General features: G+C 65.8%; 22 protein-coding genes and 2 tRNA genes. 7 read left to right on the top strand and 17 right to left on the bottom strand.

The features are described from left to right. Nucleotides 1-59 precede the first annotated feature (59 nt). The 4 genes from ACLQ3C_RS02465 to ACLQ3C_RS02450 form a co-directional block, all read right to left on the bottom strand. On the bottom strand, nucleotides 60-755 hold the full coding sequence (locus tag ACLQ3C_RS02465; RefSeq protein ID WP_425703109.1) for an ATP-dependent Clp protease proteolytic subunit: 696 nt from the start codon (nucleotides 753-755) through the stop codon (nucleotides 60-62). A 50-nt stretch (nucleotides 756-805) separates the two neighbouring features. Beyond that, nucleotides 806-1,411, bottom strand: a complete 606-nt coding sequence (locus ACLQ3C_RS02460) for an ATP-dependent Clp protease proteolytic subunit (RefSeq protein ID WP_425703107.1) — start codon at nucleotides 1,409-1,411, stop codon at nucleotides 806-808. 324 nt (nucleotides 1,412-1,735) lie between these two features. Next, nucleotides 1,736-3,118, bottom strand: a complete 1,383-nt coding sequence (tig, locus tag ACLQ3C_RS02455) for a trigger factor (protein WP_425703105.1) — start codon at nucleotides 3,116-3,118, stop codon at nucleotides 1,736-1,738. Between the two features lie 86 nt (nucleotides 3,119-3,204). After that, a tRNA-Pro gene (locus tag ACLQ3C_RS02450) sits at nucleotides 3,205-3,278 on the bottom strand. 234 nt (nucleotides 3,279-3,512) lie between these two features. On the opposite strand from ACLQ3C_RS02450, the gene ACLQ3C_RS02445 reads away from it, so the two are divergent. After that, a tRNA-Gly gene (locus ACLQ3C_RS02445) sits at nucleotides 3,513-3,583 on the top strand. A gap of 538 nt (nucleotides 3,584-4,121) precedes the next feature. Here the strand turns inward: ACLQ3C_RS02445 and ACLQ3C_RS02440 are convergent. After that, nucleotides 4,122-4,793, bottom strand: a complete 672-nt coding sequence (locus tag ACLQ3C_RS02440) for a response regulator transcription factor (RefSeq protein WP_425703103.1) — start codon at nucleotides 4,791-4,793, stop codon at nucleotides 4,122-4,124. Then, nucleotides 4,790-6,064 (bottom strand): sensor histidine kinase, encoded by a 1,275-nt coding sequence (locus tag ACLQ3C_RS02435; protein ID WP_425703101.1) that lies wholly within the window; start codon nucleotides 6,062-6,064, stop codon nucleotides 4,790-4,792. The genes ACLQ3C_RS02440 and ACLQ3C_RS02435 overlap by 4 nt, the downstream gene beginning before the upstream one ends. A 177-nt stretch (nucleotides 6,065-6,241) precedes the next feature. On the opposite strand from ACLQ3C_RS02435, the gene ACLQ3C_RS02430 reads away from it, so the two are divergent. The 3 genes from ACLQ3C_RS02430 (at nucleotide 6,242) to ACLQ3C_RS02420 (ending at nucleotide 7,652) form a co-directional block, all read left to right on the top strand. Then, on the top strand, nucleotides 6,242-6,463 hold the full coding sequence (locus ACLQ3C_RS02430) for a hypothetical protein (protein ID WP_425703099.1): 222 nt from the start codon (nucleotides 6,242-6,244) through the stop codon (nucleotides 6,461-6,463). A gap of 30 nt (nucleotides 6,464-6,493) precedes the next feature. Next, nucleotides 6,494-6,679 carry a hypothetical protein gene (locus ACLQ3C_RS02425; RefSeq protein ID WP_425703097.1) on the top strand — a complete coding sequence of 62 codons (186 nt, stop codon included), beginning with the start codon at nucleotides 6,494-6,496 and terminating at the stop codon, nucleotides 6,677-6,679. A 274-nt stretch (nucleotides 6,680-6,953) separates the two neighbouring features. Then, a complete protein-coding gene (locus ACLQ3C_RS02420; RefSeq protein ID WP_425703095.1) occupies nucleotides 6,954-7,652 on the top strand; it encodes a L,D-transpeptidase in 699 nt (232 codons plus the stop codon). A 99-nt stretch (nucleotides 7,653-7,751) separates the two neighbouring features. Here ACLQ3C_RS02420 and ACLQ3C_RS02415 read toward each other — a convergent pair whose 3' ends face one another. The 4 genes from ACLQ3C_RS02415 to ACLQ3C_RS02400 all read right to left on the bottom strand — a co-directional run bounded on the left by ACLQ3C_RS02415 (nucleotide 7,752) and on the right by ACLQ3C_RS02400 (nucleotide 11,192). Continuing rightward, on the bottom strand, nucleotides 7,752-8,627 hold the full coding sequence (locus tag ACLQ3C_RS02415) for a PE-PPE domain-containing protein (RefSeq protein ID WP_425703521.1): 876 nt from the start codon (nucleotides 8,625-8,627) through the stop codon (nucleotides 7,752-7,754). Between the two features lie 484 nt (nucleotides 8,628-9,111). Beyond that, nucleotides 9,112-9,915, bottom strand: coding sequence for an Fpg/Nei family DNA glycosylase (locus ACLQ3C_RS02410; RefSeq protein ID WP_425703093.1), 804 nt, complete (start codon nucleotides 9,913-9,915; stop codon nucleotides 9,112-9,114). Nucleotides 9,916-9,953: 38 nt separating this feature from the next. Beyond that, nucleotides 9,954-10,427 (bottom strand): ribose-5-phosphate isomerase, encoded by a 474-nt coding sequence (locus ACLQ3C_RS02405; RefSeq protein ID WP_425703091.1) that lies wholly within the window; start codon nucleotides 10,425-10,427, stop codon nucleotides 9,954-9,956. 159 nt (nucleotides 10,428-10,586) lie between these two features. After that, nucleotides 10,587-11,192 carry a DsbA family oxidoreductase gene (locus ACLQ3C_RS02400; protein WP_425703089.1) on the bottom strand — a complete coding sequence of 202 codons (606 nt, stop codon included), beginning with the start codon at nucleotides 11,190-11,192 and terminating at the stop codon, nucleotides 10,587-10,589. A gap of 182 nt (nucleotides 11,193-11,374) precedes the next feature. Between ACLQ3C_RS02400 and pepN the strand changes: the two genes are divergently transcribed. Continuing rightward, nucleotides 11,375-13,957 carry an aminopeptidase N gene (gene pepN, locus ACLQ3C_RS02395; protein ID WP_425703087.1) on the top strand — a complete coding sequence of 861 codons (2,583 nt, stop codon included), beginning with the start codon at nucleotides 11,375-11,377 and terminating at the stop codon, nucleotides 13,955-13,957. 217 nt (nucleotides 13,958-14,174) lie between these two features. On the opposite strand, the gene ACLQ3C_RS02390 is transcribed toward pepN, so the two are convergent. The 3 genes from ACLQ3C_RS02390 to ACLQ3C_RS02380 all read right to left on the bottom strand — a co-directional run bounded on the left by ACLQ3C_RS02390 (nucleotide 14,175) and on the right by ACLQ3C_RS02380 (nucleotide 15,705). Further along, on the bottom strand, nucleotides 14,175-14,681 hold the full coding sequence (locus tag ACLQ3C_RS02390; RefSeq protein ID WP_425703085.1) for a DUF5130 domain-containing protein: 507 nt from the start codon (nucleotides 14,679-14,681) through the stop codon (nucleotides 14,175-14,177). After that, a complete protein-coding gene (locus tag ACLQ3C_RS02385; RefSeq protein ID WP_425703083.1) occupies nucleotides 14,668-14,904 on the bottom strand; it encodes a hypothetical protein in 237 nt (78 codons plus the stop codon). The genes ACLQ3C_RS02390 and ACLQ3C_RS02385 overlap by 14 nt, the downstream gene beginning before the upstream one ends. Nucleotides 14,905-15,036: 132 nt before the next feature. After that, entirely contained in the window at nucleotides 15,037-15,705 is a 669-nt protein-coding gene (locus ACLQ3C_RS02380; RefSeq protein WP_425703082.1) for an HNH endonuclease, read from the bottom strand. Nucleotides 15,706-15,910: 205 nt separating this feature from the next. Here ACLQ3C_RS02380 and ACLQ3C_RS02375 point away from each other — a divergent pair, with 205 nt between their 5' ends. Beyond that, nucleotides 15,911-16,327, top strand: a complete 417-nt coding sequence (locus tag ACLQ3C_RS02375) for a globin (RefSeq protein WP_425703080.1) — start codon at nucleotides 15,911-15,913, stop codon at nucleotides 16,325-16,327. A 153-nt stretch (nucleotides 16,328-16,480) separates the two neighbouring features. Next, nucleotides 16,481-18,307 (top strand): alpha-amylase family glycosyl hydrolase, encoded by a 1,827-nt coding sequence (locus tag ACLQ3C_RS02370; RefSeq protein WP_425703519.1) that lies wholly within the window; start codon nucleotides 16,481-16,483, stop codon nucleotides 18,305-18,307. 9 nt (nucleotides 18,308-18,316) lie between these two features. Here ACLQ3C_RS02370 and ACLQ3C_RS02365 read toward each other — a convergent pair whose 3' ends face one another. The 4 genes from ACLQ3C_RS02365 to ettA form a co-directional block, all read right to left on the bottom strand. Further along, on the bottom strand, nucleotides 18,317-19,012 hold the full coding sequence (locus ACLQ3C_RS02365) for a hypothetical protein (protein WP_425703078.1): 696 nt from the start codon (nucleotides 19,010-19,012) through the stop codon (nucleotides 18,317-18,319). Continuing rightward, entirely contained in the window at nucleotides 19,002-19,484 is a 483-nt protein-coding gene (locus ACLQ3C_RS02360; protein WP_425703076.1) for an acyl-CoA thioesterase, read from the bottom strand. Before ACLQ3C_RS02360 ends, ACLQ3C_RS02365 begins: the two co-directional genes overlap by 11 nt. Before the next feature lie 42 nt (nucleotides 19,485-19,526). Then, complete coding sequence (locus ACLQ3C_RS02355) at nucleotides 19,527-24,326, bottom strand: NAD-glutamate dehydrogenase (protein WP_425703074.1); 4,800 nt, start codon at nucleotides 24,324-24,326, stop codon at nucleotides 19,527-19,529. 195 nt (nucleotides 24,327-24,521) lie between these two features. After that, nucleotides 24,522-26,195 (bottom strand): energy-dependent translational throttle protein EttA, encoded by a 1,674-nt coding sequence (gene ettA, locus ACLQ3C_RS02350; protein ID WP_425703072.1) that lies wholly within the window; start codon nucleotides 26,193-26,195, stop codon nucleotides 24,522-24,524. Nucleotides 26,196-26,286 lie beyond the last annotated feature (91 nt).

The raw sequence follows: 26,286 nt of genomic DNA, 5'->3' as shown, positions 1-26,286 counted from the left end.
CCACCTCGACCGACCTCTCGTGCCCCGGTGCAGACTGCGGCCGACTCAGTGCTGCTGACTCACTTCTTCATGGACTTCTTGCGGTACTCGAACACCTCGTCGATGATGCCGTATTCCTTGGCGGCATCGGCGGTGAGAATGTTGTCGCGGTCGGTGTCCTCACGGATCTTCTCGGCCGATTGCCCGGTATGCGAGGCGAGGATCTCGTCGAGCAGGCCGCGGATGCGCTCGATTTCGGCCGCCTGGATCTCGAGGTCGGAGACCTGACCCTGGTAGGCCCCACCGGTACGCGGCTGATGGATCAGGATCGTGGCGTTCGGGAGTGCGGCGCGCTTTCCCGGGGTACCCCCGGCGAGCAGGATCGCCGCTGCCGAGGCCGCCTCGCCGAGGCATACGGTCACGATGTCACAGTGCACGTACTGCATCGTGTCGTAGATGGCGAGCATGTCGGGGACGCTGCCGCCGGGCGAATTGACGTACATGGTGATGTCGCGATCGGGGTCCTGCGACTCGAGGACGAGCAATTGCGCCATCACATCGTTGGCGACGGTCTGATCGATGGGCGTACCGACGAAGACGATCCGCTCCTCGAACAGCTTGGCGTACGGGTCGTACTGCCGTTGCCCGTTGGGGGTGTGCTCGATGAACTGGGGCAGGATGTAGCGCGCCTCGATGGCTTTCAGGGCGAGCGCAGCAGCGGGGATTCCCGCAGCCACATCGGCGGGCAGTGCGTCCGGGGTGGAGATGTTGGTCATGGTCTGCTCCGTGAGGTTGGGATACGACGAATGGTCTGGGCGGAACCGGGTCAGGGCTTGGCCACGGGCCGGGTGATCACGTGATCGACCAGCCCGTACGCTTTGGCCTCGTCTGCGGTGAACCACTTGTCGCGATCGGCGTCGGCCTCGATCTTCTCCAGCGGCTGACCACTGAACTCGGCATTGAGCCGATTCATCTCCTTCTTGGTCGCCGCGAACTGCTCTGCCTGGATGGCGATGTCGGCCGCGGTTCCACCGATTCCCGCCGACGGCTGGTGCATCATGATGCGCGAGTGTGGCAGCGCATGGCGCTTGTTCTTGGCGCCGGCTGCCAGGAGGAACTGGCCCATCGACGCGGCCATACCCATCGCATAGGTCGCAACGTCACATTCCGCGAGCTGCATGGTGTCGAAGATGGCCATGCCCGCGGTCACCGATCCGCCGGGCGAGTTGATGTAGAGGTGGATGTCCTTGGTCGGATCCTCGGCGGCCAGCAGCAGGATCTGCGCGCACAGCCGATTGGCGATGTCGTCGTCGACCTGCGTGCCGAGGAAGATGATGCGCTCGCGCAGCAGTCGCTCGAACACCGAATCGGTGAGATTCAGCCCGGCGACTCCTGAGCTCATCGAAGGGGTGTGGATCATCGGCTTGCTCACGATTCCTGCCTTTACCTGTCGGTGTGGTACCTGTCTGGATGGTGCCGGTCCCGGGGCAACCCCGGTCTGACTCGTGCCGGTCTGATCGACACGCACGTCGTGGTTTGTTGCTCGTCCATTCTGTGCAGTCGGGTGGCGGCGCTTGTCTCGGATCGCCGAACGGCGTCAGCGGTGCGGCGTCGTCACCGACACTAACCAATGCGCGCCCCGAGACACTCCCACCGGTGCCCTACTTCGCTCACAGCAGAACATCCGCAGCGACAAGTCACAGACGCGAACAGCCGGACACCATCACTGGAATCCGGCTGTTACGAAACGTGAAGATCAGGCGTCGTCGCCCTTCACGTCCGCAGCGTCGTCATTGCTCTCGGCACTGTCGACGGCGTCGGGGTCGCCGAAGAACTCGGTGAGGTCGACGGTGTTGCCGTCGGTGTCGGTGACGGTGACCTCTTTGACGATTTCGGCGAGCGCCTTGTTCCGCCGCACGTCGGCGTAGACCGCACCGACCTGGTTCGCCTGGGTCAGCTGCTGGATGAACTCCTGCGGAGCCATGCCGTATCGCTGCGCGGAGAACAGGATCTGCTGGGTCAGCTCGTCCTGGCCGACCTGGGTCTCGCGCTGATCGGCGATCGCATCGAGGAGCAGCTGCGTACGCACGGACTTCTCGGCACCCTCGCGGGCGTCGGCCTCGAAGGCTTCCCGAGTGGTGCCCTGCGCCTCGAGCAACTGAGCGAAGACGGCCTCGTCGTGTCCGATGCTGTGCAGAACCTGCTCGAGTTGACCATCGACCTCTCCCTGCACGGCATTTTCCGGCAGCGGGATCTCGACCTTCTCGAGCAGCTCGTCGAGCACGGCATCGCGAATCTTGTTGGCCTGGTCGAGCTTCTTGGACTGCTCAACCCGCTGCACGAGGGACTCGCGCAGCTCGTCGACGGTGTCGAACTCGCTGGCCATCTGCGCGAACTCATCGTCGAACTCGGGTAGCTCGCGCTCCTTGACCGAATTCACGGTGACCGAGACCTGTGCCTCTTGGCCGGCATGATCGCCGGCGACGAGTTCGGTGGTGAAGACTTTCGACGCGCCGGCCTTGAGCCCGACGAGAGTCTCATCGAGTCCGTCGATCAGGTCGCCGGAGCCGACCTCGTGCGAGAGACCTTCGGTCGACGCCTCGTCGACGGCCTCGCCGTCGACGGTGGCCGACAGGTCGATGGAGACCATGTCACCGTCGCGGGCCGCGCGATCGACCCCGACCAGGGTGCCGAAGCGGGCACGCAGGCTCTCGACCTGTTCGTCGACCGCCGCGGCGTCGTCGACCAGCGGCTCGACCTCTACCGACAGGGTCGAGTAGTCGGGCAGGTCGAGCTCCGGCCGGACATCGACCTCCGCGGAGAACGTGATGGTCTCGCCGTACTTGAGCTCTTCCAGGTCGATCTCGGGCTGCCCGATCGCCTTGGTCTCGGTCTCGGCGACCGCCTGGCTGTATTTGCCCGGCAATGCGTCGTTGACGACCTGACCGAGGATCGAATCCCGGCCCACGCGCGCCTCGATCAGCTTGGCGGGGGCCTTGCCCGGGCGGAATCCGGGGATGCGGACCTGCTGGGCGAGTACCCGGTAGGCCTGATCGAAATCGCCCGAGAGCTCCTCGAACGGTACTTCCACGTGGAGCTTCACCCGGGTGGGGCTCAGCTGCTCGACGGTGCTCTTCACGCTTCGATGCTCCTATTTCTGCGTTGCGGACGCCGACGGACGCCTTGAGCGTCTCGACCCGTCCTGTTGGGTCAGGCCGGTGATAGTCGGGATGACAGGATTCGAACCTGCGACCCTCCGCTCCCAAAGCGGATGCGCTACCAAGCTGCGCCACATCCCGTGACCCGGCAGCGCGGCACATCACCGACCGAAGGATGCGCGCGTACAGGACCGACCGATGATGTTACGGGTCGGTGCACGCCGGAGGGAAACCCGGTCCGCCGCACGCCCGCCACCACTCGTGCTCCCGACGCGTATCCGCCGGGGCGATTTCGGTTCCGGCGCCCCGAGCAGGTACAGTCTCATCCGCGCACCACGGCGGCCGGCGGATCATCCGGGCACCACGCGAGCGCACGCGGGTGTAGCTCAATGGTAGAGCCCTAGTCTTCCAAACTAGCTACGCGGGTTCGATTCCCGTCACCCGCTCCGCAGGTCAGAGGGCATTTTCACCCTCTGGCCTTTTTCTTTCGGGCAACCGCGCAACCTCGGTTGCGATCGGCGAGCCCGGCTCGGCTTCCCCACCGCCGACAAGTTCGACGCCGCGAGGACCCACTTCACCTGATGTCGCAACTCGATAGAATCGGACACATGAACCGCTCGTCACGATCGCTCTCGTCGGCATGTTTGTCGGCAACCGGGTGATGGAAGCGGTGGCCGTCGCGACCGTGTGGCTTGCGATGTTCGCGCTGTACCGTCACCGGACGCGGCCGGCGCTGTAACAACCCGGAACGCACGAACAGCCCGGAACGCACGAATAGCGCTGAACGCAGCAAGCGTCCACACCGACTCACTCAGAGTCGACACCGGCCGCTTCGGCTTCTATTCATTTGTGCGAGAAGATCACTCGACCCCGCAGTGACAATCAGACGCAGTGGCAATCAGACGCCGTGTCAATCAGACGCCGTGGCAGTCAACAGCATCATTCTCGATCACCGACCCGCAGCCATTCGTGCCGGCCGCCGCCTCACACGCGAGGCTCGACGATCCGGTGATCGAAGGCGTAGATGACGGCGGCAGCGCGGTCGCGCACGCCGAGCTTGGTGAATATCTTTCCGATGTGGCTTTTCACGGTGACCACCGAGATCACCAGTTCGGCCGCGATTTCGTCGTTGGAGAGCCCGCGCCCGACGAGCGCGAGCACGGTCAGTTCGCGTGAGGTCAGGCAGTCGTGGTCGCCATCCTGCGCCGATATCGGTGCCGGTGCACTCCGGTAGGTGTCGAGTACATGCGCGGTCACGGCCGGATCGAGAACCGCATCGCCCTGGGCGATGAGGCGGACCGCCCGGATCAGTTCTTCGGCGGGCGAATCCTTGAGCACGAAGCCGGCCGCGCCCGCTCGTAGCGCCGCAGAGAGCAACTGTTCGTCACGGAAGGTGGTGAGCACGAGGACCGGCGGTGGCGACCGGTCCGGCGATGTGGTGCGGGCGAGGCGACGGATGGCCTCCACTCCCCCGACCCGCCGCATGCGCAGATCCATGACCACCACGTCGGGCCGGTTCGAGGCCACCATATCGACGACCTCGTCACCGTCGGAGCACTCGGCGACCACCTCGAATCCGTCCCGGGGGCGAAGGATTCTGCGCAGACCAGCACGCACCAGATCTTGGTCGTCGACCAGAGCGACGCCGGTCGTCATACCGAACCAGCTACGGAGGGACCGTCGGACACCGACACCCTGGGGCCGAGTCCATCTGTGCCACTGTGGAATCCAACGGCTTCAGGCTCCACCGCAGACGCGGTGTCGGTGGTGTGCCTTGCGCGTGCACCGATCGGAAAGAACGCCTCCACCCGCCATTGTCCGTCGACGATCTGCGCGCGGAACGTCCCGCCGCAATGCTCGACCCGCGAGGCCATCCCGGCCAGACCGGAACCTCCGCCGCCACGACCGGTACCGACGGTCACGCCGTTGCTGATCCGCACGGCCAGCACATCAGCGGACTCCGGGTATACCGACACGCTCACCGACGAACCGGCGGCATGCCTGCTCGCGTTCGACAGTGATTCCTGCACGACGCGATACACCGCCAATCCGGTTCCGGCACTGACCCGGCCCGGCTCGACCGCCTCGTCGACGTCGACGCCCGCACGCCGAAATCCGTCGATCAGTTCAGGGAGATCGGCGAGGCCTGGTTGCGGTGTGGTCGGTGCCGTCGCGTCGGTGGAACGCAGCAGTTCGATGGTGCGGCGCACATCCTGCATCGCCGAGCGCCCCACCTGTTCGGCGTCCTCGAGCGCCTCGGCGGCTTCGGGCAGGTCCTGGTGTTCCCGCAACGCCCGACGCGCGGCGGTGACGTTCAGCATCATGATGCTCAGCGAGTGCGCGAGCACATCGTGGACCTCACCGGCGATCGCTGCCCGATCCAAGGCCATCTGCTGCGTCTGCGCGAGCCGCTCGGAGCGCAGCAGAAGTAGCTGCTTTTGCAGGAGGTACCCGACCACGCCGCCGAAGCCGACCATGAGGACGACCAGCCAGCCCTGTGCGATGACCCCGGCGACGCTGCCGCCGAAGGCGGTCGCCGCCAGAGCTGCGGTGGAGATCACCGCATTGCGCCGGGTCGCCGCCGCAGCGATGATCGTCGCCGCCAGCGGCAGCAACAGAGTGGCCACATCCACCTTGACGGGAACCTGCCAGAACAAGACGACCGCTGCGATGGTGAACGCCGTCACCCCGAGAATCCGTGGCTTCCAGCCCACGTACAGGCACGCCCCGTGCGGCACGAGGGCCGCGACAACTGCTGAGGAGATCCACACCCAGTCGAGACCGGACGGACCCGCGAGCACGCGCTGCGCGACCGCAGCCACACAAAGCGTGAACACGCCGAGGTCGGCGATCAGCATGTAGCTCGTCGGGTACTCGAACCCGAACATGTCCAGGGCGTGGCGGTAGTGCGCCTCCAACCAGCGCATTCGTCGATTCTATCCCCGCGGCACGGGTCGCACATCCACCCCTGGTCGGATTCCGCCTCAGCCCCCGGGCGGTCGGCAAAGTTCCGCCCACAGGCCGCTGACCTGGGCAGAAGTCCTCAATAGCGTCTTCGGTATCCCCCGACCGCCGGGGGTTCCACCAGACCAGAGGAGAAATCCGTGTTGATCGTGCTGATCGTCGCCGCCACCCTCGCCGTCGTGTTCTGGCTCCTGCATGCTCCCGACGACATGAACTTCCGGGCACGCGAGGCGGGCGCAGTCTACGTCGCGCGCGCGAACCGGAAGCGCCACCGGCGGCAGATCCCCGCGGCTGTTCGACTCGCAGGACCGCACCGGCCCAAGTCCGTCGCGGCGCTGCGTGGCCCGCAGCCATCGATGTGATCTGTGCCACTTCACGCGTAGGCTTGGGCCATGCCTTCCAGTTATCTCAAGAGCCGGCGCAAGTGCCCCTCGTGCGGGGCGAATCTGCATGTCCGCAAGGACGTCACCGAGAGTTCGAGCGGCAGTCGCCGGGTCGACACCACGCTCGTCTGCCGCGACGAGGGGTGCTCCGAACCGTCGCGGCATCTGCACACCGAACATCTTCAGCCCGCCTGACACGAGACCGGCATCGCACCCGGCCGGTGACCGCCCGTCGTGAGCTGATCATTCGTACCGGTTGACGCATACAGGTACCCGAGTGTGACCGCAATCACACTTTCCGTCGGCGTGACTCTCACCTTTGGTTTTCAGATGACGGATCGCCGATACAAGACCGTCATAGGCGCCAAGGCCGCGCTACGTCTTGGGCCCGCGGCAACAGTTGTGTAACGATGGTTCGGCGCCCTCGGGGGAGCGCTCGGATGTCCCACAAGCAAAGGTTTCAACTTCCGTGCTGAACACCACCAACTCACCTCGTCGTCGACGCGGCATGGGCCGCCTCGTGGCCGTCGTACTCGGTGTACTCGCCGTGGCGCTTGCCCTACCCGGCTTGGCCCAGGCGGCCCCGATCACGGTCGTCCCCGGACTCCCGCCCGTCGAGGTGCCCTCGATCCCCGGCCTCCCGACACCGCCGACCACCACGCCGCCTGCGCCGACCACACCGCCTCCGCCGCCGGCCACCACCACCCCGGAGACCCCCGGCGTGCCGGCCAAGCCGAACGTGGCGACTCCCACCGGCTGGGTCGCCCTCGCGCAGGACTCGAATCACACCATCTACTGGTGGAACGACGGCAAGTTCGTCAAGTCGATGCCGATCTCGATGGGCACCAACGAGCATCCGACTCCCAACGGCGTCTACCACACCCGGGAGAAGTACCGTGACATGTACATGGACTCCTCCACCTACGGTGTGCCGGTCAACTCGCCGGAGGGTTACCGCACCTACGTCGAGTACGCGACCCGGATGTCGGGTGACGGGATCTTCATCCACGCCGCGCCGTGGTCGGTCCAGCAACAGGGCAAGAGCGACGTCAGCCACGGCTGCATCAATGTGAGCACCGAGAACGGCAAGTGGGTCTATGACACCGTCGGCCAGGGCACCCCGATCGTGGTCACCGGCACCGTCGGCGGCCAGTACGACGGCAACTGACTGCGACTGACGTTCGCATCCACTGAGCACAGCAAACAAGGGCCGGCCCCGCGGGGGCCGGCCCTTTTTGCTGTGCTCTCGCGGGGAGAACCCACTTCCTCAGTTCGGTACGCCGCCGAGCGTGAAGGTCACCTGTACCTGCATCCAGCGGGCCAGTGACTCACAACCTGTGGTACAGGGATCGGTCACCGAGTCCCGCCGGTACGGTTCGTCGTGGTAGGCGGTGTGCCTACCACCGATGGAGTTGCCGAAGGCCATACCGCGCCAGGTGATGACCGGCGGCAGATAGCCCCGTACCTCACACCATGCCGATGCCAACCGCGCCACGTCCCGCCGCCACTGCGCCGGCCTGACAGAGGTCACGTCGGCATTCTGGAAAGAGTTGTCGCGCAGTACCTTCCAGATCGTTGTCATCCATCGACGCGGCGCCGCCAACGTCAGGGCCCGGGTGAGATCGGCGATGTCGCGGACGAATGAGTCCTGCGCGGCGTTACAGATCATGTCCGCCGGGGTGCCAACCCATCGAGCAGGCAAACCGGGCGGCAGCACGGGACCGGGCCCGGCCACACCCCACCCGTGACATCCGGCTACCGCATCTGGCGGCTGATGCGGGTCGGCGACGAACCCGACGGCCAGGATTTGTGCGGTCGATGACGCCGGTAGTTCGGCGAGCGCGCGCCGGATCACCACCGCGCCTTGTGAATACCCGACCATCATGACCGGCCCAGCTGTCTCGGCGAGCGCTGCGGACACTCGCCGTACGCCCGCGTCGACGCTATCGGCGAAACTCATTCCCGAGACATGCGGAGCCGGGCCATAACTGGCGGGATATCCCACCCATTGCGGCAAGAACCGATCGTCGAGCGCGCCGGTGACCCCGGCAAGCAGCCCGGTGACCTCGCGGCGGGTGTCGCCGTCGAAGGACTCGCCGGTGCCGCCGACCACCAACACGCGCACGCGCGGCCCCGCCCCCATCTCAGCGGACCTGTCGGGGTCGTGGGTGACCGTGGGCCCGATGCCGCTCTCGCAGTCGACGCTCATGAATCCATCGTCATCGTCTCCGATGAGAAGCGCTGCGCAGTCGCCTGAACATACTCTGAGAGTCCGTCGTGACCGGGCCGGTCACGCGTTCGCGGCCCGCATGTCGTAGTCCGCGGGGTTACCAGGATCACCGGGAACCAGATTGATTTACACTGTCGTAACGCGAACAATGGATGGGGTTGATTCCGTAATCAACGATCAACTACTCCCAGAAGTATGAAAGAAGCGGTACCCATGTCGTTCGCACGTTTGCGTGAACGTTTTCTCTTCCCCGGACCCAGTCACCGTCGCCTCTATGATCGCATCGCACAGATGTCGACCGGACCCCAGCGCGACGAGCTGCTCGTCATGGCCCAACGTCACGAATCACGCTGAGCCACAGACTCGTCCACTACATCCTCATTCATCGCCTGGGCGCTCACCGCTGACAGTTGGGGCACCAGTACAGATTTCGTCCAGCCATCTCGGCCATGGCGATGGGGGTACCACAGATTCGGCACGGTTCGCCGGTACGTCGGTAGACGTAGGTGCGCGGGCGGTCGGGCGCATATGAGCCCGGACCGTAGTCGTCCTCGACCCGCACCACGTGAATGCGCCTGCGGCGCACCCCGATTCGCATCAACGTCACGAGATCGGTCCACAGTTCGTCGAAGGCCGCTCGGCCTACGCCACGTCCGGCCCGCAGCGGATCGAGGCGTGCCCGGAACAATACTTCGGCACGGTAGACGTTGCCCACACCCGCGATCACCTTCTGATCCATCAGCAGCGCGCCGATGGGCCGGGCAGAACGATGAATCGCCTGCCATGCGCGTTCCGGGTCGGCGCCGCGACGTAGCGGATCGGGACCGAGCCGGGCGACGAGGTCATCGAGCTCGGCAGGTGTGTAGAGTTCGCACGCGGTCGGGCCCCGCAGATCCATGCCCACCTCGTCGCCGACGATCCGCATCCGCACCTGACCGATCGGCTCCCCCATCGGCACCGGCAGTTCGGTGAATCCGCCGTAGAGACCCAGATGCACATGGACGATCTGTTGGCGCGCGCCATCCCGGTAGCGCTGGATCAAATGCTTGCCCCACGCCTCTGCACGATGGAACTCCATGCCGTCGACGACGGTCGCGCCCGCGGCAAAACGGCCCTGTGGACTCGACACACGGACCTCTCGGCCGCCGAAACACTTCTGCTGCCGGCGCGCGAGCCGGTGCAAGGTGTGGCCCTCAGGCATCGTGTGCCACGCGTTCGATCAACACCGAACGTGACGAGTCACGCCTCCGGTACGGCGGGGGCCACACCGGTCTCTTCGAATTCGGACAGAATGTCGATGCGCCGCTGATGCCTCGGCTCCTCCGACCACTGTGCGGCGAGAAACGCGTCGACGATCTCCAAAGCCGCCGCGGTGGTGTGCATCCGGCCACCGATTCCGATCAGCTGGGCGTTGTTGTGCTGGCGGGCGAGCTGCGCGGTCTCCACACTCCAGGCGAGGGCGCAGCGGGCACCGGGCACCTTGTTGGCGGCGATCTGCTCGCCGTTGCCGCTGCCGCCGAGCACGATCCCGAGACTGCCCGGATCTGCCACCACCTTTTCCGCGGCGGCGATGCAGAACGCGGGATAGTCGTCGACGGCGTCGTAGGCGTGTGCCCCGCAATCGATCACCTCGTGACCGGTGGCCTGCAGATGCTCGGCGATGGCCGTCTTGAGTTCGAACCCGGCATGATCTCCACCCACGTATACGCGCATGCCGACACTATAGAGCCCGGCCCCGGCCCGACGTGAACCTGCCCGCGACGCCCGAGAGCGGCATCGGCGGCAGGCCACGGGAGGACGGGGCCGCGGCTCCGACGGTGTCGATCGAGACGGGCGGCGATCGCTGCCATCACGCCCGAATCAATCTTCCCCTCAGTCGAATTCGGGGTCTTCGTGGCGAGAACGCTTGAGCTCGAAGAAGTGCGGGTAGGAGGCCAGCGCGAGCGCGCCGTCCCAGACACTTCCGGCTGTCTCGCCGCGCGGAATCCGCGAGAGCACCGGCCCGAAGAAGGCCACATCATTGATGTGGATGGTCGGGGTGCCGACGTCGTCGCCGACCTTGTCCATCCCGCGGTGGTGACTCTCGCGGATCGCGTCGTCGAATTCCGTCGAATCGGCGGCCTTCGCCAATTCCGGGTCAAGACCGAGTTCGGCGAGCGATTCGGCGACGACGACGCCGAAGTCCTTGACCTGCTGGTTGTGGATGCGGGTGCCGAAGGCGGTGTAGATCGGCGAGAGGATCTCATCGCCCTTCTGTGCCGCCGCGGCGGCGATCACCCGCACCGGCTTCCACGCCTCCTTGAGCTTCTCCCGATAGTCGTCGGGAATGTCGCGTCCCTCGTTGAGGACGGCCAGACTCATGATGTGGAAGTTCACCTCGATGTCGCGTACCTGCTCGACCTCGAGAATCCACCGCGAGGTGATCCAGCACCACGGGCACAGCGGGTCGAACCAGAAATCCACACGATCCTTCGACATACATGCATCCCTTCTCGTCATGGGGTTCCCGCGATGCGGCAGGCACGCGCCGACCCGCTCCGGGACACAGTCGATTCAACCCGACCACACGCGGCGACATTCCATCCGCACCCGGACCGTCACATCATCCGTGCCCGCGCGGACCCGGATCCGGTTCGCCCAACACGGCTAAGCTGGCCGCTGTGACTGCCCCGAACCTCACCCGTGATCAGGCCCGCGAGCGCGCCGCCACCGTCGACGTCACCCGCTACGTCATCGACCTCGACCTCACCGACGGCAACGGCGCACCGGGCGCCACCACCTTCCGTTCGACATCGACGGTCACCTTCACCGCGACCGCGGGATCGTCGACGTTCATCGACCTCGTCGCCCCGCAGCTGCACTCTGCCACGCTCAACGGCACCGAACTCGACGTGTCGGACTTCGACGAATCCGTCGGTATCCCACTGTCCACGCTCGGCGCCGAGAACACGTTGACAGTGGTCGCCGACTGCGCCTACTCCAACACCGGCGAGGGTCTGCATCGCTTCGTCGACCCCACCGACGACTCGGTGTACCTGTACTCGCAGTTCGAAACGGCCGACGCCAAGCGGATGTTCGCGTGTTTCGACCAACCCGATCTGAAGGCGACCTACGCCATATCGGTGACCGCGCCGACCGACTGGAAGGTCATCTCCAACGGTCCGGTGGTCGACGACGGCACCGCCGAGCCCGGTGTCCATCGCTTCCGCGAGACACCGCCGATGAGCACGTACCTCGTAGCGCTGATCGCCGGGCCGTACGCGGTGTGGACCGACTCCTACACCGACGACCACGGCACCATTGCGCTGGGGATCTACTGCCGTGCCTCGCTCGGGGAATTCATGGATGCCGAGCGACTGTTCGCCGAGACCAAACAGGGATTCGCCTTCTACCACAAGAACTTCGGACTCCCGTATGCGTTCGGGAAATATGATCAGCTGTTCGTGCCGGAGTTCAATGCCGGTGCCATGGAGAACGCGGGCGCGGTCACCTTTCTCGAGGACTACGTCTTCCGGTCCCGGGTCACCAAATACCTCTATGAGCGCCGCGCCGAGACCATCTTGCACGAGATGGCGCACATGTGGTTCGGCGACCTCGTCACCATGAAGTGGTGGGATGACCTGTGGCTCAACGAGTCCTTCGCCACCTTCGCGTCGGTGCTGGCCCAGGCGGAGGCCACCGAGTACTCGAGCGCGTGGACCACCTTCGCCAACGTCGAGAAGTCGTGGGCCTACCGGCAGGACCAGTTGCCCTCGACGCACCCCGTCGCCGCCGACATTCCCGACATCGCCGCGGTCGAGGTCAACTTCGACGGCATCACCTACGCCAAGGGCGCGTCGGTACTCAAGCAACTCGTCGCCTACGTCGGGCTCGACGACTTCCTCGCCGGCCTGCGCGATTACTTCGCCACGCATCGCTTCGGCAATGCGACCTTCGCCGATCTACTTGCCGCACTGGAGAAGTCGTCGGGCCGGGATCTGTCGGAGTGGGGTGGCCAGTGGCTCAAGACCACCGGTATCAACGTGTTGCGTCCCGATTTCGAGGTCGACGACTCCGGCACCTTCACCCGGTTCACCATCATCCAGGACGGTGCACAACCGGGTGCCGGGGAGACTCGCGTGCACCGGCTGCGCGTCGGGGTCTACGGCGACGACGGTTCGGGAGCGCTGATCCGTTCACACAGTGTGGAACTCGACGTCGAGGGTGAGCGCACCGACGTCGTCGATCTGGTCGGGGTGGGGCGCGGGCAGCTCGTGCTGATCAATGACGACGACCTGACCTATGCCTCGGTACGCCTGGACCCGGATTCGCTGGCCACCGCCACCGAACGCATCGCCGACATCAGCGACTCGATGCCCCGCACACTCGTGTGGTCGGCGACGTGGGAGATGACCCGGCAGACCGAGATGGCCGCCCGCGACTTCGTCGAACTGGTACAGCGCGGTATCGCCGCCGAGACCGAGATCGGTGTGGTGCAGCGAGTGCTGCTGCAGGCCGGCACGGCGATCGAGTCCTATGCCGACCCGACGTGGGCCGAACACACCGGGCGCCCCGCCTTCTCCGCGCGGTTGCTCGAGCTCGCGCGTGGCGCCGAATCCGGATCGGATCACCAGCTGGCATTCGTGAACACACTGCTCGCCGGAAAGCTGAACGACGACCAGATCGACGTGGTACGCGGCCTGCTCGACGGTGACGATCCCGCCACCCATGGCCTGAGCGGTCTCGCCGTCGACACCGATCTGCGGTGGAAGCTCGTGGTCGCGCTGGCCACTGCCGGCGCCATCGACACCGGTTCCACGACCCCGGTCATCGATGCCGAGGCGGACCGGGACAACACCGCGGCCGGTGCCCGTCAGGCCGCCACCGCACGTGCCGCCCGCCCGCTCGCCGAGGCCAAGGCCGACGCATGGGTACGGGCCGTCGACGACGACGCCGCGTCGAACATCTACACCCGCGCGGTTGTTGCGGGCTTCGCCCGGCCCGGTCAGGATTCGCTGCTCGGCAACTACGTGGAAAAGTACTTCGATGCGGTGCCCGCAGTGTGGTCGCGCCGCACGAGCGAGGTGGCCCAGACCGTGGTCGTGGGTCTGTATCCGTCGTGGGAGATCACCGAGGCGGCACTGGCCGCGGCCGACGGGTTCCTCGCCGCCGACCACCCCGCCGCCCTCAAACGATTGATCATCGAAGGCCGCGCCGGGGTCGAACGATCGTTGCGGGCACAGAAGTTCGACGCCGAGCACTAGCAGGAGCAGAAAGCGCCCGTCGGACCACCCACGCGGTGACCCCGGCGGGCGCCTTCGTCGCGGGCGACACCTGCAAACCCCCAGAAACGCCGAATGCGGGCTCTTGCGAGCCCGCATTCGGGAATCAGTGTCGGGAGACCACGAGGGGTTCCCCGAATCAGGACGGTACTGGGACGATCAAGAGGGTACTGGGACGATCAAGAGGGTACTGGGACGATCAAGAGGGTACTGCGGCCGTGGCGACGACGTGCAGGGCCGCGATGAGCCCGTCGATGAGGTGCCCCGACCGGAAGCTACCGATCGCTGCGGTCACACCGAGCTGGGCGACGCGGTCGTTGACACGATCGGCGACCCGGAGCCCGGAGACCACGACGACATCATGGGTGTTCGGCGCCACCGCGATGAGGGCCCCATTGGCCGGTTCAGGGCACTGGGCGAGTACGGCGCGGGCATCGCCGACTGCATTTTCGCCGAGCTCACCGACGTAGACCGAGAATCGCACGAGCGCCTTCTCACTGGCTGCCTTCAGCGCCTCGTCGAGCGCGATCAGATCGCGCTGCGAGAACGGCGGCGTACCCGGAGTCTGTCCGGGGAAGCGGGTCGACGAGATGCGACCACTGTTGGTGATCACGGTCCCCATCGGAAGTGCGGTGGCGGGCGAGAGCTTGACGCGACCCGGGGCGACGCCTGCGGCTCCTGCCTGAGTCAGTTCACCATTTGCCACTGGCCGAGCCTCCATCCAGATCGGTCGGTTCCGCGTGATGCGGGAGTGCCATCGGCTCGATCTCGGTCGCACTGAACAGCAGCGGCTTGTGGGTCCACTCCTGATCGAGGGTGTATTCCGCCAACTTGGGGTATTTGAGTCCAGACGAGAACGCCATCGAGACGACGCACATCACCACCGCGACGATACATACGACCGCGACCACGACTCCGATACCGGTCATCGTGCTTTCCATGACATCCTTTCGATCGGCATCCCGTGTTGCCGAAACCACTGCACCACCTAGGTTTCCTCAACAATCTAGCCCACCATCAGGGGTGCGGCCCAGTGGGGCCTACGACGTGTCGTAGATGCCTCATGCGGCCCCGGCGTCGATGTACTGCACCCATGCCGGGTCGATCTCCTTGACCGTCGCAAGCAATCGCCAATGCCGCCCCTTGGGTGCGGTGAGCGGCGTGTTCAGTGCCCACCCGAGCTCGCTGAGCAGCCGGTCGGCCTTGCGATGGTTACACCCGGCACAACATGCGACGCAATTGTCCCAGGTATGGGCGCCTCCACGACTGCGGGGCAGGACGTGGTCGATGGTGGTCGCCTTGGCTCCGCAGTACCCACAGCGAAACCGATCGCGGTGCATCAGGGCGGCTCGTGTCATCGGAACGACCGCGCGGAACGGCACCCGAACGTAGGTGCGCAGACGGATCACCGTCGGGATCGGCACCGACGTCTGCGCCGAATGAACGGCCATGCCGCCGCCGGCCTCATGAACCACAACTGCCCGCCCCCGCAGGATGAGGATGATCGCCCGGTGCAGCGTGATCGCGGTGAGTGGTTCATAGGTCGCGTTGAGCAACAGCACCGGGCGCCGCCCCCACAATCCCGCGGCGCGATGACCGCCGTCGGCCACCTCCACCTGCCCGGCCGACGCGGCTTTTCGTTCCGTACCCCGGTGGACGGCCCGGGCCGACCTGGCTTCGCCATGCACGACCGACACATCGCGAACGTGTCGCTGGTCTTTGCGTGTCATACCGCCTCCCGTGTGCGCGCACCGGACGCGTCAAGTGGAACACGCCGACCGTGCCCCTGCACGCCAATTCTCAGGTGTTGGTGCAGGTCGCCTGTCAGGAATCAGGTGGGAGAACAGTCGCATCCGGCATTTCGGCCATCGCACGCCCCGCCCGGATGAGGCCGACGGTTTGAGAGCCCAGACTCGGGTGGAGGACACTGGTGGTGTGAGTGCACAGCAACCCGCCCGAGTACCCCAGGCCCGGTCGTTCTATGACGAGGTCGGCGGCGCCGACACCTTCGAGCGGCTGATCCGGACGTTCTACACCGAGGTCGCCAAGGACGAGATCCTGCGGCCGCTCTATCCCGAAGAAGACCTGCGCCCCGCGGAACGACGCCTGCGCATGTTCCTCGAACAATACTGGGGCGGGCCGCGGACCTACTCCGACGAGCGGGGACACCCTCGACTGCGAATGCGGCACGTGCCCTACAAGATCGGACCGATCGAACGCGACGCCTGGCTGCGCTGCATGCACACCGCCATCGCCGAGATCGATTCGCAGACACTCGACGATGAGCACCGGCGCGCGCTCGTCGACTACATGGATTCGGCCGCCCAATCTCTGATGAATTCGCCGATCTGACCGCGCGGGACCGTACCGGTCGAGCACGATGACATCGGTTGCCCGTGCGCCGACGACACGATGCCGGAGTTCGACGCCACGCATCCCGACACGCCCGGCTCACGACTCGCCGCAAAGGGCTGCGTTTCTCACCGAAACATCAGGTAGGGCACAATTGCCACCGTGAGCGATGAGACATCGAGCGATGCGCCATCCGGTCAGGACGACGCGGACACCGCGACCGCACTCACCGAGGATGCGGTGTCCGACCCAGCCGACGAGGCGCAAAGCGCTGCGCCGCATGTTGATCCACCCGGCGACCCGGCCGCCATCGATCCGGACGAGCCCACCACCGCACCGCAGGCTGCAAACGCAGAATCCGTTGTGCCCCAACTCGATCCCAACGACACCACGTGGTGGCGATCAGCGGTGTTCTATCAGATCTATCCGCGCTCGTTCTCCGATCTCAACGGCGATGGTGTCGGTGACCTCGCGGGCATCATCGACAAACTCGGATATCTGGAGTTACTCGGCGTCGATGCTCTCTGGTTGAGCCCGATCATGCGCTCCCCCATGGCCGATCATGGCTATGACGTGTCCGACCCGCGCGACATCGACCCGATCTTCGGCGATCTCGACGATTTCGATGACCTGGTCGCCGAGGCACACGACCGGGGAATCCGCGTAACGATGGACCTGGTCCCCAACCACACCAGCGATCAGCACGAATGGTTCCAGGCCGCGTTGGCAACTGCCCCGGACAGCCCCGAACGCGCCCGATACATCTTCCGCGACGGCCGCGGCGAACACGGCGACGAGCCACCCAACAACTGGCACAGCGTATTCGGCGGTCCCGCCTGGACCCGCGTCGCCGACGCCGACGGGTCCCCCGGACAGTGGTATCTCCACATCTTCGCCGCCGAACAGCCCGATCTGAACTGGGAGAACCCCGAGGTCTTCGCCGATCTCGAACGCACCCTGCGGTTCTGGCTCGACCGCGGTGCCGACGGCTTCCGCATCGATGTGGCGCACGGGATGGCCAAGCCCGAAAATCTGCCCGACATGGACCTCGAGTCGGTCGGTCTGCTGGCCAACAGCGACGACGACCCGCGTTTCAACAACTATGCAGTCCACGACATCCACCGCAAGATCCGCACGGTCCTCGACGAATATCCGGGTGCCGCCAACGTCGGTGAGATCTGGGTCGAGGACAACGAGCGGTTCGCCGAATACCTGCGCCCCGACGAACTGCACCTCGGTTTCAACTTCCGGCTCGCCAAGGCGTCTTTCGACACCGAGGCGATCCGCGAAGCGATCGAGAACTCACTCGATGCCGTGCTACGGGTGTCGGGGACGCCGACGTGGACACTGTCGAACCACGACGTCGAGCGCGAGGTCACCCGGTACGGTCGTACCGATCCGCAAGATCTGGATTCGCCGGTCGATCTCAAGGTCGGCATCGCCCGCGCCCGCGCGATGGCGTTGGTCGAATTGGCCTTGCCCGGAACGGTGTTCATCTACAACGGCGCCGAACTGGCGCTGCCGAACGTGGACCTGCCCGACGATGCGCGTCAGGACCCGACGTGGGAGCGCTCCGGCCACACCGAACGCGGACGCGACGGCTGCCGTGTCCCCATCCCATGGGAGGGCACCGAGCCGCCCTACGGCTTCAGCTCATCGGCCGACACCTGGCTTCCGATGCCGGCCGACTGGGACCGATTCACCGTCGAGCGCGAAATCGAGGACATCTCCTCCACGCTGTCGCTCTATCGGCAAGCCATCGAACTGCGGGCCACCCGAACGGAATTCACCGGTGACGCGGTCGAGTGGTACGGCGCCCCCGAGGGATGTCTGGCCTTCCGTCGCTCGCCGGGTGGAGTGATCTGCGCGCTCAACGCCACCGATACGCCGGTGCCGCTACCGCCGGGCGAGATGCTGCTGGTCAGCGCACCGCTCGTCGACGGACATCTCGCCCCCAATGCAGCTGCCTGGCTGATCTGATGCCGCGCCTCACTTGACCGTGACGCCGAGATCACGATTCCGGCGCAGATAGACGGTGCCGTATCGCGCGTCGATGCGTATCCAGGCCGCCGACACCCGAATCCGGACCGGCTCCGCCGGCGCGATCGCGTCGACCTCCGACGTCTCGGTGATCGGAGCGCCCTGCGCATCGCGGATGAAACCCATTGCGGTCAGGGCGAACAGCGAACGCAGAGACACCGCGGCCCGCAGCGCGCCGTCGGCCGAGGACACCTCGAGCACGTCTTGGTCGAGCACTCCGGTCGCCGGTCCATGTGCACTGCCCTCGTCCCGGGCAACCCGCGCACCTTCGCGGACGAGCCCGACCACCGCGCGCGCCGGGACGTCGTCGACCTGCTGATAACCGGTGAGGACCGGCAAGGCACCACGCCAGGCCGAGTCGAGCGGCATACCGGGATCGACGGCGGTGCCGGGCTCGGCCTGCGCCAACGCCGAACGCAGCGTCGCCGCATCGCTCACCAGGTCGCCGGGAGCCATCTGCCCGAACACCGCGCGCGTGGCCAGCACATCGAAACCGGTGTGCGACCAGATGCCGATCAGCCCGTCCGGGCGGACGGCCAGTCGCACCACCGCGGCGTCCTCGAGCCGTTCGGCGTGGCCGAGGAAGGCCACGGCGTCCGAGCGGTCCTCGCTTCGCCGAAGAGTCAGATACCGTTCAGCGGCCATGGCGTCCCTGCTCTGTCGAGATCGTTGTGGGCAGCCGGAAGCCTTCCAGATAGCCACGCTCGTCCGGAGTGAGTCGACGCAGTCGCTGGGCGTCGACATCGAAGGCCACGAGCTGAGTTGACGCGAGAACAGCCGGCTTGTCCTGAGGTGACCCACCGTGCGGACGTACCTCATATCCGACGACGAAGTCCACCGCACGAACCTTCTCCACGAACATCGTCACCACAATCGGTCCCTGGTCATGCCGGATCTGTTCGCGATACTTCACATGCAGGTCGGCGACCACACACCCGCGTCGCAGATCGGCGGTGGGACGTCCGTCGTAGAACAGCCAGGGAATCCGCGCCTCCTCCAACAAGGTCACCATGCGAGCGTGATTGATGTGCGCGAAGACGTCCATGTCGGACCAGCGCACCGGAACCTCGACCACATACCCGTTCTCGGTCGCCGTTCCCTCGTTCTCGTAGCGCACACAGTTCCCTTCGTCGCGGCGGATCAACTCACCTGATCACACTCACCTGATCACACTACGGAGCTGACGGGCCGCCACCGAGAGGGTGGCCAGATCGATGTTGCCCGATTTCTCGATCTCGGCAAGCATCGACCGCACCCGCGCCAGGCGCGAGGAGTGCGCACCCTCCCACTCGTCGATCTGTTGCGCGGCCGGCTCGTCGGGCTCACTGCCCTCCAGGATCTTCAGGGTCATCGCACGCAGCGCGCCGTGCATGTCGTCACGTAATGCCAGGCGCGCCAAGGCATGCCAACGGTCACCATACTTCAGCTCGGAAACCGCCGTGAGCAGCTCCTCAAGTCCGAAATGCTGCACCACACCGAAGTACAGTTCGCCGACCTCGACGGGATCGCGGTCGGAGATCTCGGCCGCGTCGATGATGTCGAGCAGACAGAACCGGTGCAGGCTGGTTGCCACATCATGCGCGAGATCCGATGCGACCCCGCACGATCTATAGTGATCGGCGCGATGCCGGATATCGGAGGCCGTCGCATCACCGAACCATCCGTCGAGAAACGGTGTCAGCGCGGCGACACGGTCGCGATACCGGGAGATCTCGGCAGCGATGGCCAGCGGCTGGGGCCGGAAACCCAGGAACCACCGCGACGCCCGGAAGATCAGGCGCCGCGCATAGAGCAGCATTTCGTCGACGGCGACGATCGATGCTGCCGCACTCTGAATACGATCGAGCAGTTCCGCGACCCCGAATACCTCTTCGGTCACCACGAAGGCCCGCACCGCCTCCTCGGTGTTCGCCGCGGTGGCCTCGCCCAATCGGAACAGGTGGGTGAGCCCGGCCCGATCCACCACATCGTTCACCAGGACGGTCGCCACGATCTGCCGACGCAGCCGATGGACATGGATCTCGTCGGTGAACCGCTCTCGAAGCGGACCGGGGAAGTACCCGCACAGCCGGCCGTCGAAGACGTCGTTGTCTGGCAGACCGCTTGCCAGCAGATCGTCCTTGGCGGCGAGCTTGACATGTGCCATGAGGGTGGCCAATTCCGGTGAGGTCAGCCCGCGTCGAGACTCCGAAGCGAACCGTTTGCGTAGTTGCGTGGGGTTCGGCAGCGCCTCGAGCTCGAGACTCACCCCGCGGGCCGCCAGTCCGGCGAGCAGTCGCCCGTGCACGTCGACGCGCTCACGGGAGTAGCCACGAGAGAATCCCAGTTCGGCATTCTGAGAGATGTTGTCGGCGAGAACCAGCCGCCCGACCTCGTCGGTCATCGACTCCAGCAATGGATTTCGGTCCGCTGCCCCCAGACGATCGGCCCAGACGGCCGCATCGAGCAGGATTTTGATGTTGACCTCGTGATCGGAACAGTCGACTCCCGCCGAGTTGTCCATCGCGTCGGTGTTGACCCGGCCGCCCGCCAGATCGTATTCGATACGCCCCCGCTCGGTGACACCGAGGTTGCCGCCCTCGCCGATCACCTTGCACTGCAACTGTTCTCCGGTGACGCGGATCGCGTCGTTGGCCTTGTCGCCCACCTCGGCGTCGGACTCCGTCGATGCGCGGACGTAGGTACCGATTCCGCCGTTCCACAGCAGATCGACCGGGGCGAGCAGCACCGCACGGATCAGTTCGGGCGGCGCAAGCGTGTGCACCGTATCCGCAAGCGCCAGGACGGTGCGCATCTCGGCACTGACCGGGATCGACTTCTGTTCACGAGACCACACGCCGCCGCCCGCGCTGATCAGGCGGGCGTCGTAGTCGGCCCACGACGAGCGCGCCATGGCGAACAGCCGGGCGCGCTCGCCATACGCCGCCGCCACGTCAGGGGTCGGGTCGACGAAGATGTGGCGGTGGTCGAAGGCCGCCACCAGGCGGATGTGTTCGCTGAGCAACATGCCGTTGCCGAACACATCACCGCTCATGTCACCGATTCCGGCGACGGTGAAGTCCTGTGTCTGCGTGTCGATTCCCATTTCCCGGAAGTGCCGCTTCACCGACTCCCACGCGCCCCGGGCCGTGATCCCCATCGCCTTGTGGTCATAGCCGGCCGAACCACCGGACGCGAAAGCGTCACCGAGCCAGAAGTCGTAACGGTGCGCGACGTCGTTGGCGATATCGGAAAACGACGCGGTCCCCTTGTCCGCGGCCACCACGAGATAGGGATCGTCGCCGTCGCGTCGGATCACCGATCGCGGCGGTATCACCTCACCGCTCGCCCGGTCGATGTTGTCGGTGACGTCGAGGAGGCCCGAGATGAACATCCGATAGCATTCGACCGCCTCATGACGCAACGCATCGCGGTCGGTGCCCGGATCTCCGGTCGGCGCAGGCGGGCGGGTGAGAACGAAGCCGCCCTTGGCGCCCACCGGGACGATGACCGCATTCTTCACCCCCTGGGCCTTGACGAGCCCGAGGATCTCGGTGCGAAAGTCCTCCCGGCGGTCCGACCACCGCAATCCGCCACGCGCCACCGCGCCGAACCGCAGATGCACTCCCTCGACTCGAGGGGAGTAGACGAAGATCTCATGCAGCGGTCGTGGTTCGGGAGTCTGCGGAATGTCTTTGGGCCGCAACTTGAACGACAGCACGGTGCGGTGATCGCTCGTGGCGGCCGAGCCGCCGTGGGCGCCTGCGGACTTGCCGACGATGTAGAAGTTCGTCCGGTCGGTGGCGGTGATGACCGCGGTGAATGCCGACACGATACGATCGGCGTCCAGACTCAGGATCTCGCCCACATCGGAGCGGAGTTGTTCGAGCACGCCATCACGATCGCCTGCGTCGACGGCATCTGGGTCGAACGAGGCCTCGAACAGTGCGGTCAGCCCCCGCGTCACCGTGCGGTGGTGCCCCAGTGTGGCCGCGACATGGCTTGTGCTGTAGGCAGATCCGCATTGGCGGAGATAGCGACCGTACGCCCGCAGCATGGTCACGGCGCGCCAGTCGAGGCCGCATCGGATGATCAGCTGGTTGTACGCGTCGATCTCGGTGTCACGCCGCCAGATCTGGGCGAAGGCATCGGTGAACCGCTCCGGCAGATCGTGCGCGGTATCCGCGTCGACATCGATACCAGCAGTCAATACGACGGTGAATTCGTAGACGTGGCAAGGCTTGTCGTCGTCCCGATACAACGCGAAGGGATGTTCGTCGATGACGTCGACGCCCAGACTCTGTAACACCGGGAGCACATCGGTCAGGGTCGCCGACTCGTCGCACAGATACAGGGTGAAGTCCCAGCGCGGCCGGCCGTTCGCATCGCCGGTCGACGTGGGATCTCCCAGGGTGACGGCGAGTTCGCCGGGTTCGAGCGTCATCACATGCGCGAGGTCGCCGACCGCCGCGGCGGGCGGGCGCTGGTCCTTGTAGTCGTCGGGCAGCGAGGCGATCATCCGCAGGATCCCGTCGGCACCGTCGGGTGGCAGCGTGCGCTCGCCGGAGGCGGCGGTGACGAGTTCACGAACCCGCTCGTCCCAGCTGCGGATGGCCTCGGCGAGCGTGGTCTGCAGCTGCCGGCGCAGCTCGGTGTCGACATCCACCGAGCCCCACGACCGGGCATCTTCGGGATCGACTCGTGCCATCACCTGCAGCAGCGCAAGCGGTCTCTCGCTCACGCGGGCCGCATACTCGAGGTCGCTGCCGCCGAGAAGTTCGACGACTGCTGATTCCAACATCTCCCGCGAGCGGGTGTTGTAGCGGTCGCGCGCCAGGTAGATGAGCGCCGTCGCGGCGGCGCCTGCGGGATTGACACGCAGGAACACCCGCAGTGAGCGGGTGGCGACCGCCGTCAGCATCTCCTCCACCCGCCGGTGCAGTTCGGCGGTCGGGTCCTGGAACATCTCGACCAACGGATAGTTCTGTAGCAGCTCGACCATCGTGCGACCGGCGAAGGAATCCTCGTCGACGCCGGCAAGCCGGATCACGTCATGGACCTTCTCACGCAATACCGGAACGTCGAGGACCGTCTGATGGAGTCCCGACGAGGTGAACACGCCGACGAAGCGATGCTCACCGGCATCGTCGGCGTGTGGGCCGAAGGCCGGGACCTGGATGAGGATCGGGAACCTCGACCGCTGGATGCCGGTTTCGAGGAACACCCGCGACACTCGCGGCAACAACGGTGCGGTATCGATCACCTCGACGTCCGGACCATCGGATTCGGTCCGGTTGAGGCCGAGTCGCTCAACACGGTTGCCCGAGCTGTCGAGCCGGGCATAACCCAGCGGGACGAAGTGGTCACCGGCGAACCACGTCAGCAACTCGGCATATTCGCCGCGTCCGGCGGCCAGCCCGGTCTGGTCGCCGGGTTGCGCGCCCGCGCACGCGGCCGCGCAGGCGTTCAGCCGCTCACGCATGTCGGCTGCATCGGCGTCGATGTCGGCGACCACGCCGATCCCGCGGAGTATCTCGGCTCGCAGTTGCACATCGTCGACGGCCTCGCGGCTCGCCAGCCCGGACACCGATATCCACGATTCGGTCGGACCGCCGCGCGGATCACGAATCCCGGTGAGCACGCCCTGAGGATCACGTATCGCCGTGAGAACCGGGTGATCGATGCGTCCGACGGCGATACCGTGCCGCTCGAGCGCTGCCAGCACCGATTCGACGAGCAGCGGCATGTCATCGGTGACGACCACAGCCTCGATGCCACCCGCACCGTCGGTGGCGACGTCGACAACCGATTCGCCCGGACGCCGGACCGCGGCGATTGCCACATGGGCGCGGATACGTTCGGCCTCGGCCGGCTCCGGTTCGGGCAGACCCGCCTGCGTCCGATCGGAACCGGTACCGAGCCGTGCTCCCGCCGACGTCGCCAGGTATCTGGGAATGACTTGCGACAGAAGCGAAGTCATGTCCGACAACGACAATCACCCTCTCGTGCGCGGCGCCGGTGGGCACAGCGCGCCGCCGTTAGGTCTCTTCGCGAGCCTAGCGCCCACGGACAGCGCCCGACGCACATCGACCACATGCGGTCCCCGCCGACGACAACGCCCCACCCGGAATCCGGATCCGGGCGGGGCGTTACGCACGTCGTTGCGCGAGCGATCTCAGTCGCGCGTGAGCTTGCGATGTGTCACGCGGTGCGGACGCGATGCGTCGGGTCCGAGTCGCCCGACCTTGTTGGCCTCGTAGGCCTCGAAGTTGCCCTCGAACCAGAACCACTTGCCCTCTTCGATGTTGCCCTCCCAGGCGAGGATGTGGGTACAGGTGCGGTCGAGGAACCAGCGATCGTGGCTGATCACCACAGCGCAGCCGGGGAACTGTTCGAGCGCGTTCTCCAGCGAACTGAGGGTCTCGACGTCGAGGTCGTTGGTCGGCTCGTCGAGCAGGATCAGGTTGCCGCCCTCCTTGAGGGTCAACGCCAGGTTGAGCCGGTTGCGCTCACCGCCGGAGAGAACCTCCGACCGCTTCTGCTGGTCGGGGCCCTTGAATCCGAACGCCGAGACATACGCGCGCGAGGGCATCTCGTTCTGGCCGACCTCGATGTAGTCGAGGCCTTCGGAGACGACCTCCCACACGGTCTTCTTCGGGTCGATGTTCGCCCGGTTCTGGTCGACGTAGCTGAGTTTGACCGTCTCCCCCACCTTCACGTTGCCCGAATCCGGCCGCTCCAGACCCACGATCGTCTTGAACAGCGTCGTCTTACCGACACCGTTGGGACCGATCACCCCGACGATGCCGTTACGCGGCAACGTGAAGGAAAGATCCTTGATCAGCACCCGACCATCAAAGCCCTTGTCCAGGTTGGAGACCTCGACGACCACATCGCCCAGCCGGGGCGGGGTGGGGATCTGTATCTCCTCGAAATCGAGCTTGCGGGATTTCTCGGCCTCGGTGGCCATCTCCTCGTACCGCGACAGCCGTGCCTTGTTCTTGGTCTGCCGCGCCTTCGAGCCCGACCGCACCCACGCCAGCTCCTCCTTGAGTCGCTTCTGCAGCTTCTGGTCCTTCTTGCCCTGGACCTCGAGACGCTCGGCCTTCTTCTCCAGGTAAGTGGAGTAGTTGCCCTGATACGGGATCAACTTGCCGCGGTCGACCTCGCAGATCCACTCCGCCACGTGATCGAGGAAGTAGCGGTCGTGGGTGACGGCCAGCACCGCACCGGGGTAGCTCGCCAGGAACTGCTCCAGCCACAGCACGCTCTCGGCATCGAGGTGGTTGGTCGGCTCGTCGAGCAGAAGCAGATCCGGCCGGCTCAGCAGCAGCTTGCACAACGCCACGCGGCGACGCTCACCACCGGACAGGTGCGACACCGGGGAATCTCCGGGCGGGCAGCGCAGTGCGTCCATCGCCTGCTCGAGTTGCGAATCGAGGTCCCACGCCTCGGCGTTGTCGAGGTCCTCCTGGAGCTTGCCCATCTCCTCCATGAGCGCGTCGGAGTAGTCGGTGGCGAGCAGCTCGGCGATCTCGTTGAAGCGATCGAGCTTTACCTTGACCTCGCCCATTCCCTCTTCGACGTTCTGCTTGACCGTCTTCTCCTCGTTGAGGAGCGGCTCCTGTTGCAGGATGCCGACCGTCGCGTCCGGATCGAGGAAGGCCTCACCGTTGGACGGCTGGTCGAGGCCCGCCATGATCTTCAGAATCGACGACTTACCTGCACCGTTGGGGCCGACGACACCGATCTTCGCTCCCGGGAAAAACGACATCGTAACGTCATCGAGGATGACCTTGTCGCCGTGCGCCTTGCGCACCTTCTTCATCGTATAAATGAACTCTGCCACGCGTGAGCCTCTCTACCAGCAGTTTTCGTCGTGGGCCGACCGGCCTCCGGTGGTCTCCTCCCCTGCGGACGATCCCCGGGGCGACGCAGAG

The sequence above is a fragment of the Gordonia sp. DT30 genome (assembly GCF_049844915.1).
Classification (GTDB): Bacteria; Actinomycetota; Actinomycetes; order Mycobacteriales; family Mycobacteriaceae; genus Gordonia.
The sequence above is the reverse complement of the archived record's forward strand: the minus strand, read 5'-3'. Positions and strand labels throughout refer to the sequence as shown.

Bases quoted from the DNA above. Each gene is read 5' to 3' on its own strand.
- ACLQ3C_RS02465 (WP_425703109.1), bottom strand. From the start codon at position 755: ATGACCAACATCTCCACCCCGGACGCACTGCCCGCCGATGTGGCTGCG.
- ACLQ3C_RS02440 (WP_425703103.1), bottom strand. From the start codon at position 4,793: ATGACGACCGGCGTCGCTCTGGTCGACGACCAAGATCTGGTGCGTGCT.
- ACLQ3C_RS02435 (WP_425703101.1), bottom strand. From the start codon at position 6,064: ATGCGCTGGTTGGAGGCGCACTACCGCCACGCCCTGGACATGTTCGGG.
- ACLQ3C_RS02425 (WP_425703097.1), top strand. From the start codon at position 6,494: ATGCCTTCCAGTTATCTCAAGAGCCGGCGCAAGTGCCCCTCGTGCGGG.
- ACLQ3C_RS02415 (WP_425703521.1), bottom strand. From the start codon at position 8,627: ATGGGGGCGGGGCCGCGCGTGCGCGTGTTGGTGGTCGGCGGCACCGGC.
- ACLQ3C_RS02410 (WP_425703093.1), bottom strand. From the start codon at position 9,915: ATGCCTGAGGGCCACACCTTGCACCGGCTCGCGCGCCGGCAGCAGAAG.
- ACLQ3C_RS02405 (WP_425703091.1), bottom strand. From the start codon at position 10,427: ATGCGCGTATACGTGGGTGGAGATCATGCCGGGTTCGAACTCAAGACG.
- ACLQ3C_RS02400 (WP_425703089.1), bottom strand. From the start codon at position 11,192: ATGTCGAAGGATCGTGTGGATTTCTGGTTCGACCCGCTGTGCCCGTGG.
- ACLQ3C_RS02385 (WP_425703083.1), bottom strand. From the start codon at position 14,904: ATGACCGGTATCGGAGTCGTGGTCGCGGTCGTATGTATCGTCGCGGTG.
- ACLQ3C_RS02380 (WP_425703082.1), bottom strand. From the start codon at position 15,705: ATGACACGCAAAGACCAGCGACACGTTCGCGATGTGTCGGTCGTGCAT.
- ACLQ3C_RS02365 (WP_425703078.1), bottom strand. From the start codon at position 19,012: ATGGCCGCTGAACGGTATCTGACTCTTCGGCGAAGCGAGGACCGCTCG.
- ACLQ3C_RS02355 (WP_425703074.1), bottom strand. From the start codon at position 24,326: ATGACTTCGCTTCTGTCGCAAGTCATTCCCAGATACCTGGCGACGTCG.